Genomic DNA, 13,620 nt, shown 5'->3' with positions numbered 1-13,620 from the left:
CCGGTGAGGAGAGCGGCGACTCAAGAAGAGTTATCGGTCGGGGCCTGAAGGACAAAAAAGAAAACGCCGCTCCGGTAATCCGGGCGGCGCTTTGACTTTTACGCGAAACGGATGAGGTGGAATTATTTCTCCTCCTCCTCCGCGTCATCTTCCTTGGCGGCGGCCCCGGCGGGCTTGTTCTTCATCGCCTCGACGCGTTCACGGAACTTATCGATACCCTCGATCATCGGGCTCTCGGGTGCCACAGCCTTCGCCTCGTCGATCGCCTTGAGCGCTTCGTCATACTTCCGTTGCTGCACGAGAATGGAGGCGCGGGTCATCATGATTTGCAGGGTGTCCTCGGTTTCGAAACCACCTTCTTTGATCGTTTTCTCAACCAGCACGAGCGCACCGTCGAAATCCTGTTTTTGGCCGAATTCCTGAAGGGCGGTTTGGAAATCCTCCACGCGCTTCTTGGCCGCGGCCTTTTTCGCAAAGCCAGTTTCGTCCTTGGGATCGGCCGCTTTGATCTGCTCGCCGAGGTCGCCGTAGAAATTCGCCACCAGCTTGTCGTCGAGTTTCATCGCATCCAGCACGGAGACCAACGCCTTGGCCTTTTCCACGCCATCGGCCTTGGCGGCGGTTGCCAAGCCTTCGTCACGTTTACCCTTCTGGCTCCGGAGCACGTTGAGATGCTCAACGTATTTTTCAGGTCCGCCCGCTTCATAACCTGTCGCGGCATACGGACGGCCGCCGGCATCGCAGAGGAGGATCGTCGGGTAGCCCTGAATGGCATATTTTTCGACCAGTTCGGGGTTCTGCTTTTGCACCTCAGCCGACAGCTTCGACTTGTCCTTGGGGGAATCGACTTCCACCAGCACGAACGAATCTTTGACTCCCGCCTTGAACGGCTCGTGTTTGAAAACCTCGTCGTTGAGCTTGATACACCAGCCGCACCAATCGGAGCCGGTGAAGTCCATCAGGAGGTCTTTCTTCGATTCTTCCGCAAGCTTCTTGGATCCCGCAAAATCGGAAGACCAGCCTTCGCCCCCGGCGAAGGCAAATCCGCAGCCATATAATGCCGCTACCGTGCAGCCGGTTCGTAGTAGTGATTTCATGCTCATCAACCACTTCATTACAGAGAAATCGGGCAGGGTCTAGGAAAACTCCTCGGGAGGATTAGGCGTATCCCAGCCACGGGCCGAGCCATTTCTCCGCTTCCTGAAGGCTCATGCCCTTGCGCTTGGCATAGTCTTCGATCTGGTCTTTCTGCAGATCGGAAATAGCGAAATAGTGGCTGTCCGGATGCGAGAAATACAACCCGCAGACCGCGGCTCCGGGATGCATCGCGCAGCTTTCGGTGAGAGTGACACCGGTTGCACCGGAAGCTCCTAGCAGATCGAAAAGCAGTGGTTTCTCGGTGTGGTCCGGCTGCGCGGGATAGCCCGGTGCCGGACGGATGCCCTGATAGTTTTCATGGATGAGCTGGTCGTGCGTCAATTCATCCTCCGTTTCGTAACCCCATTCGACGCGTGCCTTGTGATGCAGGAACTCCGCAAACGCCTCGGCGAAGCGGTCGGCGATGGCTTTGACCATAATTGAGCCGTAAGGATCGATTTGCTTGTCGAGTTCGTCGGCGAACTCGTGCGCGCCGTGGATGCCGACGACGAAGCCGCCGACGTAGTCCTTGGAAGTTGGCGACACCCAGTCTGCCAATGCGACGTTGGGCTTTCCGGAGTCCTTTTTGATCTGCTGGCGCAAGCTATGGAATCGCGTGCGTTCGGTGGTCCGGGATTCATCGGACCAGACGATGATGTCGTCACCCTCCGCGTTTGCGGGGAAAAATCCGTAGATGCCTTCTGCTTGGAAACGGTCTTCGGCGATGATGCGATCCACCCAGCCGATCGCGTCCTGATAGAGCTTCGCCGCTTCCGCGGCACCTTCCGCGTTTTTCGTTTTCAGCGTGTCGGTCTTGCGATCCCATACGCCGCGGAGTTCCCAAGCGTGGAAGAACGGCGTCCAGTCGATGAACTTGGCGAGTTCCCGCAAGGAAGGCTTGCTGATCGTCCGTGTGCCGGTGAACGACGGCACTGGCGGAGTGTAATTTTTCCAATCCAATTTCGGTCCGGCGGCGCGCGCTTCTTCGATCGTTAGAGTTTCCTTCTTCGGCCCGCCGAGGAAATTGTCGCGGAGTTTCTGCTGCTTCTCACGATTCTCGGCGGCGAAGCCCTCCTTCTGATCCTTGGACAGCAACGAGGTGGTGACAGGGACTGATCGCGACGCATCAAGCACGTGGACGACGGCTCCGGAGTAGTGTTGTGCGATCTTGATGGCTGTGTGAGCGGCGGAAGTAGTAGCCCCGCCGATGAGCAGCGGAACCTTGAAACCGAGCCGCTCCATCTCTTTCGCGACGTGGACCATTTCATCGAGCGACGGCGTAATCAGTCCTGATAGACCGATGACATCCGCCTCAAGCTCCTTTGCTTTTGCCAAAATCTTGTCGCAGGAAACCATCACGCCCATGTCGGTGACTTCAAAGCCGTTGCAGGAAAGCACCACGCCGACGATGTTCTTGCCGATGTCGTGAACGTCGCCCTTCACGGTGGCGATGAGGAAACGTCCCGCCGAGCGACCGCGTTCGGCGAGCTTGAGCGCCTCTTCATCAGTGAGCGCGGGATTTTCCTCCTTCAGCGCGGCGATGTCGCCTGCGAGATATTCCGCCTTGTCCGCTTCCATGAACGGGAAAAGCCAGGCAACCGACTTCTTCATCACCCGCGCGGATTTTACGACCTGCGGGAGGAACATTTTACCAGCTCCGAAAAGATCGCCTACGACACCCATCCCATCCATCAGCGGCCCTTCGATGACTTTCAGAGGACGGATGTATTTCACCCGCGCCTCTTCGGTGTCTTCGTCGATGTATTTGTCGATGCCTCGGAGCAACGCATGCTCCAGACGTTTTTCGACAGGCTCCTCACGCCACGATAGATCTTCCTCAATCTTCTTGCCACTGACGTTCTTGTAGCTTTCCGCGAGTTCCAGCAGCCGCTCGGTGGAATCGGGGCGGCGGTTCAGCAACACGTCCTCGACGCATACCAGAAGCTCTTTGGGAATCTCATCGTAAACTTCGAGCATCCCGGCGTTGACGATTCCCATGTCCATTCCCGCCAGTCCGGCGTGATAGAGGAAAGCGGAGTGCATCGCCTCGCGGACCTTGTTGTTTCCGCGGAACGAGAACGAAATATTGGAAACACCGCCGGAGACTTTCGCGCCGGGCAGGTTCTCCTTGATCCAGCGGGTCGCGTTGATGAAATCGAGTGCGTAGTTGTTGTGCTCCTCGATGCCAGTCGCAACCGTTAGAATGTTCGGATCGAAAATGATGTCGTCCTGATTGAATCCGACATCATCAACCAGAATGCGGTAGGCTCGTTCACAAATGCGGATCTTCTCTTCATAAGACGCCGCCTGGCCGTTTTCGTCGAACGCCATCACCACGACCGCCGCGCCATATTTCATGACGTGCCTGGCTTGCTTCTTGAAATTCTCCTCGCCCTCCTTGAGCGAGATCGAGTTCACGATCCCCTTCCCTTGCAGATACTTGAGACCTTCCTCGAGGATTTCCCACTTTGAGGAATCCACCATGATCGGCACTTTCGCAACATCTGGCTCTCCTTGGAGAAGCTGGAGAAAGCGGCTCATCATTGCCTTACCGTCGATGAGACCGTCGTCGAAACAGATGTCGATGACGTTCGCCCCGTTGCCAACCTGCTGGCGTGCGACTTCGACGGCAGCCTCAAGATCACCGGCTCTAACCAGCTTCGCGAACTGCGGCGATCCCGCGACGTTCGCTCGCTCACCAATCATCAGGAAGCGCTTGTCGGCGGTGTGGTTGTAAGCCTCGGTGCCGGAGAGACGGAGGGCGTGGGGGATGGTTTTCATTTGGAGAAGAGTTAACCGCAAAGGCGCGAAGGTCGCAGAGGAACGCAGAGTTAAGATGGGAAGTTGTGGACGAGACGTTTGACGCCATCGGTGAGGCGGACGGTGTGGAAGTTGATAAGGAGTCCGAGATGATTGTCGGACATTCTCAGGTAGGTAAGAAGCTGGGCCGAGTGGATTGGAAGCAGCGTTTCAACCGTTTTGAGTTCGATCACGAGACAATTTTCGACCAATAAGTCGATTCGATAGGCTTCGGGAACAACCAAATCCTTGTATTTGATCGGCAGGATCAACTGTCTCACCGATTCAAATCCGCGAATTTTCAGTTCATGTTGAAGACTCAATTCGTAGGTCGACTCCAAAAGCCCCGGTCCCAAATCATTGTGCACTTCGATCGCCGCACCGATCACTTCACCCGAAAGCTTGTTCAAGTAATCCTTCATATTCTTCCTTTGCGTTGCTCTGCGACCTTTGCGTCTCTGCGGTAAATCTTATCGAATCACCGGCACTTCCCGTGGAGCATATTTGGCGACCGCTTGGGCAATGGCAGCGACGTGTTCCGGAGTGTTTCCGCAACAACCTCCTGCTAGATTGAGAAGGCCAGCTTGGGCAAACTCAGCCATGTAGTCATACATGTGCTTCGGTTCCAAATCGAAGCCGGTTGGTGCGAGCGGGTTAGGCAATCCGGCGTTCGGATAGCAGGAAATGGCGGCCGCAGCACATGCGGAAAGTTCTTCCAAGTGAGGGCGCATCAGGTCAGGCCCGAGCGAACAATTGAGTCCGATCGCCAACGGCTTGGCATGGGCAAAGGCATTCCACAGCGCTTCGACCTTTTGTGCGGAAATCATCGTTTCACCCCCAAGACCCACTGCCGCGGAAACGATGAGCGGAAGGTGGGTCTTATCTTCATCGAACACTTCCTGAATCGCCACGACAGCGGCCTTCGCATTGAGCGAATCGAAAATCGTTTCAACCATCAGAATATCGCAACCGCCTTCGATCAAACCGCGGATCTGGTGTTTGTAGGCGGCGAGAACCTGATCGAAAGTCACCACGCGGAAACCGGAATCATTCGCATCCGGTGAATTCGTTAGAGAAACGGTCAGCGGTCCGATCGCTCCGGCAACATAGCGCTTCCGACCGGTGTCGGTGCCGATGTCGTCCGCCCATTTGCGGCAGAGGCGCGAGGACTCGACGTTCATTTCCCAAGCAAGATCGTTGAGGAAATTGTTCTCGAGGATCTTTTGGAAGAACTCCGGATCTTTCCGCCCGCCCTTTTCACGCGGATCTTCTACAAAAAATTCGCTCTGGGCGATACCGGTCGCGGAAAACGTGTTGGTTTCGCAGATATCCGAACCGGCTTCGTAAAAACGCTTGTGAATATCGCCGATGACGTCGGGTCGGGTGATCGTGAGAATGTCGCCGTTGTTCAGCAGATCCTTTTCATTATCGGCATAGCGCTCGCCACGAGCCTCCGTCTCGTTGAGGCCGTAGCCGCGGATCGTGGTGCCCATCGCCCCGTCGAGAACGAGGATTCGCTCGGAAAGAGCGCGTTGGATTTCGTCGGTAGGATCGGCCTGCGGCATGGCGAGAGGCTAATCACGAACGGCTCCGTTTCAAGAATCAAATCTTCATATCTTGATACGATGATGCGAAAATTCCCGCATACTGCCCAATTTCACCCGAACAGCTCCTTCACCACCCGTGCCGGCTCGACCCCGGTGAGGCGCTGATCAAGCCCTTGGAATTTGAAACTGAGCCGTTCGTGCTCCAATCCGAGGGCGTGCAACAGGGTCGCATGGAGGTCCCGGATGTGGACCGGGTCCTTCACAATGTTGTAGGACATTTCGTCGGTCTCGCCATAGACCTGCCCACCTTTGATTCCTCCGCCTGCCATCCAGATTGAGAAACACCGCGGGTGGTGATCGCGGCCGTAGTCGGTTTCCGTGAGCTTGCCCTGGCTGTAAACGGTGCGGCCGAATTCCCCACCCCAGATGACGAGCGTGTCTTCGAGCATGCCCCGTTGTTTCAAATCCTGGATCAAACCGTAGCAGCCTTGGTCCACGTCCTTGCACTGCGACGCGAGGTCGCGGGGAAGATCTCCATGCTGGTCCCAACCCCGATGGAAAATTTGGACGAAGCGCACACCGCGCTCGATCAACCGACGCGCCATGATCGCGGAGTTCGCGAAAGTCCCGCGCGTTTTGCTATCGTCGCCATAGAGTTTGTAAATGCCTTCCGACTCACCTGATAGATCCGTCAATTCGGGCACCGAAGCCTGCATGCGGAAAGCCATCTCATACTGCTGCATCCGGTTTTCGATTTCCGGATCGCCGATGGCTTCGAACGAACGGCTGTTCAATTCGTTCATTCCATCCAACATGTTGCGGCGGGTTTCCCGCGAGATCCCGGCGGTATCCTTGAGAAACAAAACCGGGTCACCCAACGAGCGAAGCGCAACACCCGCATACTTGCCGGGCAGGTAGCCGGAGCCCCACAGCCGCGAGGAAATCGCCTGAACGTTTGCAAACGGCGAAGTGTGAGTCGCGTGCAGCACCACGAACGACGGCAGCTCCTGATTCATAGAACCCAAGCCGTAGGACAACCACGAACCGAGCGATGCCTTGCCCGACTGCGTCGAGCCGGTATAAACCAACTGATTCGCCGGCTCGTGGTTGATGGCGTCGGTGTGCATCGATTTGATGATGCAGATGTCGTCGGTCATTTTCGCAGTCCACGGCAGTAGTTCGCTAATCCATGTGCCGGACTGGCCGTGCTGGTTGAACTTGAAAATCGATGGTGCGAGCGGGAACGTCGCCTGTCCGGATGTCATTCCGGTTAGACGCTGTCCTTGCGCCTTCAGATAGCCGTTGAGATCCTCCTTGAAGCGCTTCTGCAACTCCGGCTTGTAATCGAACAGGTCGATCTGCGAAGGCGCGCCGACGAGTGAAATATAAATCGCCCGTTTCGCCTTCGGAGCGATCTGCGGCAGCATGTCGTTGATACCGGCAAGCTGCTCTGCCGCGGAAATCCCGCGCTGGCCCAGCAGCGAGGCGAGCGCCGCCATGCCGAGACCAGTTCCGGACTTTCTGAAAAAGTGCCGCCGGCTGTAGGCGGCGTTGTGGGATTCCAATGGAGTCATCGGTTAGCGGGTGATGGTTTCGTCGAGATTGAGGATCTGGCTGGCTAACAGCGTCCAGGCCGCAAGTTCGGGAACATCCGCGTCCTTGCGCGGTGGCGTGGCTCCGGTGGTGATAAGTTTCGTCGCGTCATCCGCATGCGCGCGGAAAGTCGCCAGCGCGGAATCGAGGGATTCGCGGACAATCTTCCGCTCGCCCGCATCGAATTTCCGGCCGTCCAGACGCGAGGTGATGAAGTCGAGGCGGCCGTCGAAATCCCCCTGCTCCTTCAGCGCGTGCGACGCGAGCTCGCGGGATGCCTCGATAAACTGCGGGTCGTTCAACAACACCAGCGCTTGCAACGGCGTATTCGTTAGATCACGCCGGACGCAGAATGTTTCGCGAGTCGGCGCGTTGAAAATCTCCATCGACGGCGGTGCGGCGGTGCGTTTCCACATCGTGTAAAGCGAGCGCCGATAGAGACTCTCGCCGCTGTCTTCGCGGTAGTTCCGCGTATTCGACTGCGGCATGGCGACCGCCTCCCAAATCCCTTCCGGCTGATAGGGTTTCACCGAAGGTCCGCCGACCTTCGTCGAGAGCAGACCGGACGAGGAAAGCGCGAGGTCGCGGATTTGTTCGGCATCGAGCCGGTAACGCGGACCGCGGGCGATCAAACGGTTGCCGGGATCCGCTTCAAGTTTCTCCGGCGATACCACGCCGGACTGTCGATAAGCGGCCGACGTGACGATGAGCTTGATCATATGGCGGTAGTCCCATTTCGAATCGACAAACTCCGCGGCCAGCCAGTCCAGCAGTTTCGGGTGGCTCGGCCGCCCGCCCATGATGCCGAAGTCGGAGTTGGTATCGACGATGCCGGTGCCGAAAAAGTAATACCACGTGCGGTTCATGGTCACGCGCGCCGGCAGCGGATTCGCGGGATCGTTGAGCCAGCGCGCGAGTCCGAGACGGTTCTTCGGCGCATCGGCCGCCATCGGCGGCAATACGGCGGGAGTGTTAGGTGTGACCTTTTCCCCCTTGTCCGCGTAGCCACCGCGGATGAGAACATTGGCGAAGGGCTCTTCCTTTTTCTCCTCCATCACCAGTGAAACGGAACCGCGCGAACGCAACGCGCTTTCTTCGGTTTTCAAACGATCGAGACGCGTCCGCAGTTCGCGGGATGGATTGTCGATGTTGCCGATATAGTATTTGAACACCGAGTCCAACTGCTCTTTCGTGCGCATTTCGACCGGCAGCGTGACAATCTGCTGGAGCAAGCTATTTACCGCAAGATCCGCTATTTCACCGGCACCCAACAAGCGCCGATAGAAACGGAAATCCTGCAACGCCACCTTGCCGTTGAGCTTCGAGTCACCGCCCTGGCGCGATCCAAGGCGCAGCGGCACGGAGGTTTCGATATTGCCGCCAACCGTGTTCGGATAGGTCTTGCCACCCGCGTTCTTCCCATCGACGTAGATGGTGCTCGCCTGGTGGCCGGCGTTCCTGCCGTCGAAAGTGACCATAACGTGATGCCATTCCCCGGGCGTCAGCGGCGACGGCGCGACGATCTTGTTAGCCGCCTTGTCCCAGGAATCGATAACGTGCGCGGCGGGCTTTCCGCCTTCCAGATAGAGATCCCAGCCCCTGAACGACTCGGCGGGATTCATGCGGGCAACGACCGCGCCGGTCGGCTCGCCCTCGATGCGGATGAAACCGCCATAGCTCACCCGGTCACCCCGGGAAAAACTGCCGAGATCCCCGAGTTCAACCGGCGTATCGCTGACCACGGGAGCCTTGCCGAACGGTGCGTCGATGCGCGCGACATCCGCCGGCCACTCTCTTGGCTGACCATCGACCAATCCATGCAGCGGTCCCTCGGATTCGCTCAATGGCAGGTGGACCGCGAGCGAGGAGTCGATGTCTCGAGTCGGGGCGATGGTGGCACTGGCAAGCCAGACGTCGAAGTCGGGACGTGCCGCCTTGGCACGGGCGGCCATCTGTCTGCTCGTCTCGTCGATCTCCGCCGCCAGCGTCCCCCAACGCTGCCGATCTTCCATCAACGGCACGAAAACATTCGGAGGGTGCTCGGCGTTGTTCCCGTCCAGCGCTGACATCGGCGTATTGCGGAAGAAAGCCGTTAGAGAATAGAACTCACGGGTTGAAACCGGATCGAACTTGTGATCATGGCAGGCCGCGCAGCCGGTGGTCAGGCCGAGCCAGACGGCGGAAACCGTTTCCACCCGGTCCTTGGCGTAGATCGCGTCGTATTCCTCGGGGATCGCGCCACCCTCGCCGGACGTGGAGAGGCAGCGGGAAAATCCGGTGGCGACCAGTTGGTCGAGCGTCCGGTTAGGCAACAGGTCGCCGGCGATTTGTTCGGTGGTGAATTGATCCCACGGCATGTTCGCCTGGAAGGCTCGGATCACCCAGTCCCGGTAGGGCCAGATCGCACGGTAGTTGTCGATGTGGATGCCATGGGTATCGGCATAACGCGCGGCATCCAGCCAATGACGCGTGAAATTCTCGGCGCTGGCCGTAGTGGCTAACAATTCGTCCGCTGCGGCTTCGACCGCCGCCTGCGGATTGGCCGCGGCAGATTTCTTGAAAGCCTCGATCGCCTCCGGAGCGGGCGGCAGTCCGGTTAGATCGAGATGCAGCCGTCGGTAAAACCGTCCGAGGTCGTCCGGCGGATTGGGTTTCAGACCTGACTTTTCGAGTTTTTCCGCAATGAAGCGGTCGATCGGATTCGCCGCCCAGCCAGCTCCCGCCGAAGGCGGTTCGGCCTTTTTCACCGGCGCAAACGACCAGTGCGGTTCATACTCCGCCCCTTGTTCGACCCAGCGTTCGATGATGGCGATTTCCTGAGGCTTCAAGGTCTTGTGGCTTTTCGGCGGCGGCATCATTTCATCCGGATCCGTATTATGCAGCCGCTTGACCAGCAGGGATTCCTTGGGATTACCCTTGAGGATCACCGGCTGATCGTTGTCGCGCGGAGCGAATGCATCCGCCACCCGATCGAGACGAAGCGGCGATTTTTTCGGCTCCCGGGTCCCGGAGTCCGGGCCATGGCAGTGATAGCAGTTCTCCGAAAGGATTGGCTGGATGTGCTCATTGAACGAGATTTTCTCCGGCAGCGGGATTTCCTTCACTTGGACGACCGCGACATTTCCTTCCGTGGCCACTGCCGGTTTCGACACTGTCGCCGCGCGGTCACAACTGGCAAGAGCTCCAGCGAAGAGCAGAACCAAAGTGGCAAGGTGATTGAAACGAAACATCATGAGCACGGAGCGGCAGTCTACGTCCCGCCAACAGGAAATTGTGCAGGAGGAAGCCTATCTTTTTAAGTAGGTGCCCCCGACCGCCAATCAAATGACCCATGCTGGAATCTCCTATTTATCGAACTTTGCCGTCCCACATCGACTTGAGACCACAAACGGTAAGCGAGCGGATCTTGACCTCTCCTCCGTCCGCTTTCACCGACAATCCTTCCCGATTGGGAAGGAAATAGCGGGTCGATGAAATCTCACCGCCGTTGACGAAGGTTTCCACCGAAGCGCGATCCAATAGGATTTCCAAGGTCTTGATGGGTTCCTGTGACGCGTGGCTGCCGGTCCCCGATTCCACAGTATTGGAGGTGAACATCACGGAATAGCCGCGAAGATTGAATGTGAGTTTCGCTCCTTCCGGAATGCTGACTTCCGCCTGGATACGGTAGGCTTGGCCCGATTTCGCGAGGGATAATTCCTCGCCGGATTTCAGCTCACGGTTCTCCCTCTTCTGTTCCGAGCCGTTGAGCAGATCCAGTTCGCGGATCGGCTGACGGAAAAGCCGCAGGCCGGCCGGTGTCTCATGGAGCGTCAGTTCGCAGGGAAACGAAACCTGCTGGCTGAAAGGCATGTTGGGAAAATCCGACCCGCGCATCCATGCGAGTTGGATTCGCCTGCCATCCGCCTTGTTGGTATTGTCGAAGGTCTGGGTGGCGTAGAAATTGTGCCCGCCGACGTCGGAGAGAAGGCGCGGAGTTTCCTCCTTGAACTCGGATCCGTCGAAGGTACCGAGCGAGTATTTTCCATCCGCGTGGATGAGCACCCATTTCCTAACTTTTTGATTTTCCATCACAGGCAGCTCGAAGAAATCCGGGCATTCGAAGGCATCGTTGATGGGATGTTTCTGATCATCCCATTCCAACAAATTTTTAGAATTAAGAATATGATACTTGCCGCCTCCGTAGAGGATCATGACCCAATGCTTGCCGGGATCATACCAGAAAACCTTCGGATCGCGTTCTCCGAACTCAAGGATCGGATTCTTCTCGTAGTGCTTCCACGTGCGGCCGTGGTCGAGGCTGTAGGAAATGCAATGTTGCGGCGCATTGCGGGACCAGAACGCAACCATCGGCGGATTTTTCCCGTCTGGTGAAAGTCCCGACGAGTTCTGATAATCGATCACACAAGTGCCGGATTGCACCCCACTGTCGAGTTTCTCTTCCCAGAACGCGGGTTCGAGTTCCTTCCAATGGATGAGATCCTTGCTGACGGCGTGGATCCAGCATTTGTTCCAGCGCTGCGCGAACAGGTGGTATTCGCCGTCATAGTAAATCATTCCGTTCAAGTCGTTCAGCCAGCCGTCCTGACGCATGCCAGGGTTGAGCCGGTCCGTCATCCATTGCCGCGCGGCGAAATGGAACTGAGGACGCAGGGATTCCTGATAGAGAGTTCCTTTTTCCATCGGCATGACTTCCGGTTTGTCGGTTTGAAGGATGCGCTCCACGTTGACATGCCCCCAGTTTCCGCTCGCTTCGTCGGTGATCCGGATCACTGCCTTTTTCCCGAGGAGATTTTTCACATCCCAAGACGCCGGCTTTAGCTGGTCGCTGTTCCGGCCTGTCGCGCTCTTCACGGTCCTGCCATCGACAACCAGATCAATGCAGGTGCTGCGTTCGTAATCGCCGCCACCGATACGGAAGGAAATATATGGCCGCGAGATTTTGAAATTCGGTGAGGTCAATGTTCCCACGGGACCGTCTCCTTCGATCTCGCTGCTGGCGACGCCCTTGCCGTCGGAGTTCCCAATTTCAAGTTTCTTGGGCAACTCCGGATCCGATGCCGGGCCGGGATTGAATGCCTCGCCGGTTTTCTTCCAAGCACCGTAACTGTAGCCCGAGAAATCGCCGATTGCCAATTCTTCCGCGCTGAAGGCTGAAGCTATCGGCAGCAATGCGGTCATCAACATCCATGCGGCAAGGTATTTCATAGTTCGCTCCCCTGTTTGTTGCTCTCATGATCTGCAACCGAATCCATCTGTCCACCCTTATACTCGATGCCCATCTGGTCCTGAGGAATCTCCAGTCGCAGCTCCATTCCATAGCTCAGGCCTTCGACATACGGCAGCAGCAGCTCGAGCACATCGGGATTCTGAAAATGCTCGGGTTTCGTAGCCGGATGCGGAAAATAGATGAAGCCCGTCACGCGCGAACCATCAGGACAAATCACGCGCACGTCGAAAAACGAAAAGTCTTCCGCAGGCTCCACGGGATGCCATTTCAAACCTTTGAAAGTATGGCGGGGGCGACGGACGATGTAGCCGCAGGGAGCAAGACTGATGTTCAGCGTGCCGGGGTGAAATGGAGCAAGATCCAGCCCGAGCGCTTTGAAAAACGGAGCCTGCATCCGCAACGTTCCACCCGGGAAACGCGGATCTTCGTTCTGCCCGGAGGCGACCTGATGGCCCCGGACGATGCGTGCGGAAATGGTTTGCCAGAATGACATCGGATTTTTGCTAGATTGAATTTTCCCCATGTCCTCCCGTGCCATCAACTGAACAACTTGCGATCCAGCGAGCGATATTGGATGGCTTCAAGAATATCGTTCGGGCGGATGTCAACTGCTCCGGCCAAGTCTGCCAATGTGCGCGCGACCTTCAGAATCCGGTCGTGGGCGCGGGCGGAGAAGTTCATTTCCTCCATGGCGTGTTCGAGATAGCCGTTGGCCTCCGCTGTTAGCTTGCAATGCTGGCGCACCTGGCGCGATCCCATCGCCGAGTTGGTGGAGTTCGAAAATTTCCGGAAGCGTTCGATTTGGATCCCTCGGGCGGCGACCACGCGCTGGCGGATGGTTTCGGATTTCTCGCCAATGTTGGTGTCCGATGAGAGTTCGAGGAAATCGACCAGCGGAACCTCGACGTGCAAATCAATCCGATCCAGCAGCGGCCCGGAAATCTTCTGTCGGTAGTTTTCAATCTGGCGTGTCGAACAACGGCAGTCGCGTTTCACATCGCCGTAGTAGCCGCACGGGTGCGGATACCATTTCCGGTGACAATAACATGAAACTCTCCAATCCGTTTGTAATACGCGCGTTACAAATTCGCGAACAAATCGGGCAAAAAACGCTCCGGAGGCTTCGCTCGGCTAGAAGCGGCGGCAGAATACCGCACAATCAGCCAGTGTGGCAAGTCGTGACAGGGCTAAGAGGCTGTCTTAAAATTATCTATCAGCCGATTCTGGCGAGCATTCTCTTGCTCATGGACAGGTAGATCATCGATTCCGAATGGCTTGTTTTCACCTCGTAGTCTCGCACCAGCCTGCGTGACT

The 13,620-nt window shown here is 57.2% G+C and carries 9 protein-coding genes and 1 pseudogene; all 10 read right to left on the bottom strand.

Annotated features, from left to right (window positions below; genetic code table 11):
• Positions 1-122: 122 nt before the first annotated feature.
• Entirely contained in the window at positions 123-1,097 is a 975-nt protein-coding gene (locus ABIQ96_RS17300; protein WP_348215876.1) for a thioredoxin family protein, read from the bottom strand.
• 61 nt (positions 1,098-1,158) lie between these two features.
• Positions 1,159-3,918, bottom strand: coding sequence for a methionine synthase (metH, locus tag ABIQ96_RS17295; RefSeq protein WP_348215875.1), 2,760 nt, complete (start codon positions 3,916-3,918; stop codon positions 1,159-1,161).
• A gap of 50 nt (positions 3,919-3,968) precedes the next feature.
• Complete coding sequence (locus ABIQ96_RS17290; RefSeq protein ID WP_348215874.1) at positions 3,969-4,358, bottom strand: GxxExxY protein; 390 nt, start codon at positions 4,356-4,358, stop codon at positions 3,969-3,971.
• A gap of 48 nt (positions 4,359-4,406) precedes the next feature.
• Positions 4,407-5,501, bottom strand: a complete 1,095-nt coding sequence (locus ABIQ96_RS17285; RefSeq protein ID WP_348215873.1) for a homocysteine S-methyltransferase family protein — start codon at positions 5,499-5,501, stop codon at positions 4,407-4,409.
• Between the two features lie 92 nt (positions 5,502-5,593).
• The gene (locus ABIQ96_RS17280; RefSeq protein ID WP_348215872.1) at positions 5,594-7,057 is read right to left on the bottom strand and encodes a DUF1501 domain-containing protein; all 1,464 of its coding nucleotides are present in this window, start codon (positions 7,055-7,057) and stop codon (positions 5,594-5,596) included.
• A 3-nt stretch (positions 7,058-7,060) separates the two neighbouring features.
• The gene (locus ABIQ96_RS17275) at positions 7,061-10,309 is read right to left on the bottom strand and encodes a DUF1553 domain-containing protein (protein WP_348215871.1); all 3,249 of its coding nucleotides are present in this window, start codon (positions 10,307-10,309) and stop codon (positions 7,061-7,063) included.
• A 115-nt stretch (positions 10,310-10,424) separates the two neighbouring features.
• On the bottom strand, positions 10,425-12,284 hold the full coding sequence (locus tag ABIQ96_RS17270; protein ID WP_348215870.1) for a glycoside hydrolase family 32 protein: 1,860 nt from the start codon (positions 12,282-12,284) through the stop codon (positions 10,425-10,427).
• Entirely contained in the window at positions 12,281-12,799 is a 519-nt protein-coding gene (locus tag ABIQ96_RS17265) for a hypothetical protein (protein ID WP_348215869.1), read from the bottom strand. The genes ABIQ96_RS17270 and ABIQ96_RS17265 overlap by 4 nt, the downstream gene beginning before the upstream one ends.
• 44 nt (positions 12,800-12,843) lie before the next feature.
• Positions 12,844-13,218 carry a hypothetical protein gene (locus ABIQ96_RS17260; RefSeq protein WP_348215893.1) on the bottom strand — a complete coding sequence of 125 codons (375 nt, stop codon included), beginning with the start codon at positions 13,216-13,218 and terminating at the stop codon, positions 12,844-12,846.
• Positions 13,204-13,317 (bottom strand): annotated as a pseudogene (locus ABIQ96_RS17255) (ATP-binding protein); the annotation flags it as partial. The gene ABIQ96_RS17260 and the pseudogene ABIQ96_RS17255, both read right to left, overlap by 15 nt.
• Positions 13,318-13,620: the final 303 nt, after the last annotated feature.

This window comes from Luteolibacter sp. (genome assembly GCF_039920825.1).
Lineage (GTDB): Bacteria > Verrucomicrobiota > Verrucomicrobiia > Verrucomicrobiales > Akkermansiaceae > Luteolibacter.
Note: the sequence above shows the minus strand (reverse complement) of the source record. Positions and strands in the feature narration are given on the sequence as shown.

Excerpts from the sequence above, each read along its gene's own strand:
- ABIQ96_RS17275 (WP_348215871.1), bottom strand. The coding sequence starts at position 10,309 with ATGATGTTTCGTTTCAATCACCTTGCCACTTTGGTTCTGCTCTTCGCT.
- metH (WP_348215875.1), bottom strand. The coding sequence starts at position 3,918 with ATGAAAACCATCCCCCACGCCCTCCGTCTCTCCGGCACCGAGGCTTAC.
- ABIQ96_RS17300 (WP_348215876.1), bottom strand. The coding sequence starts at position 1,097 with ATGAAATCACTACTACGAACCGGCTGCACGGTAGCGGCATTATATGGC.
- ABIQ96_RS17285 (WP_348215873.1), bottom strand. The coding sequence starts at position 5,501 with ATGCCGCAGGCCGATCCTACCGACGAAATCCAACGCGCTCTTTCCGAG.
- ABIQ96_RS17290 (WP_348215874.1), bottom strand. The coding sequence starts at position 4,358 with ATGAAGGATTACTTGAACAAGCTTTCGGGTGAAGTGATCGGTGCGGCG.
- ABIQ96_RS17270 (WP_348215870.1), bottom strand. The coding sequence starts at position 12,284 with ATGAAATACCTTGCCGCATGGATGTTGATGACCGCATTGCTGCCGATA.
- ABIQ96_RS17265 (WP_348215869.1), bottom strand. The coding sequence starts at position 12,799 with ATGTCATTCTGGCAAACCATTTCCGCACGCATCGTCCGGGGCCATCAG.
- ABIQ96_RS17280 (WP_348215872.1), bottom strand. The coding sequence starts at position 7,057 with ATGACTCCATTGGAATCCCACAACGCCGCCTACAGCCGGCGGCACTTT.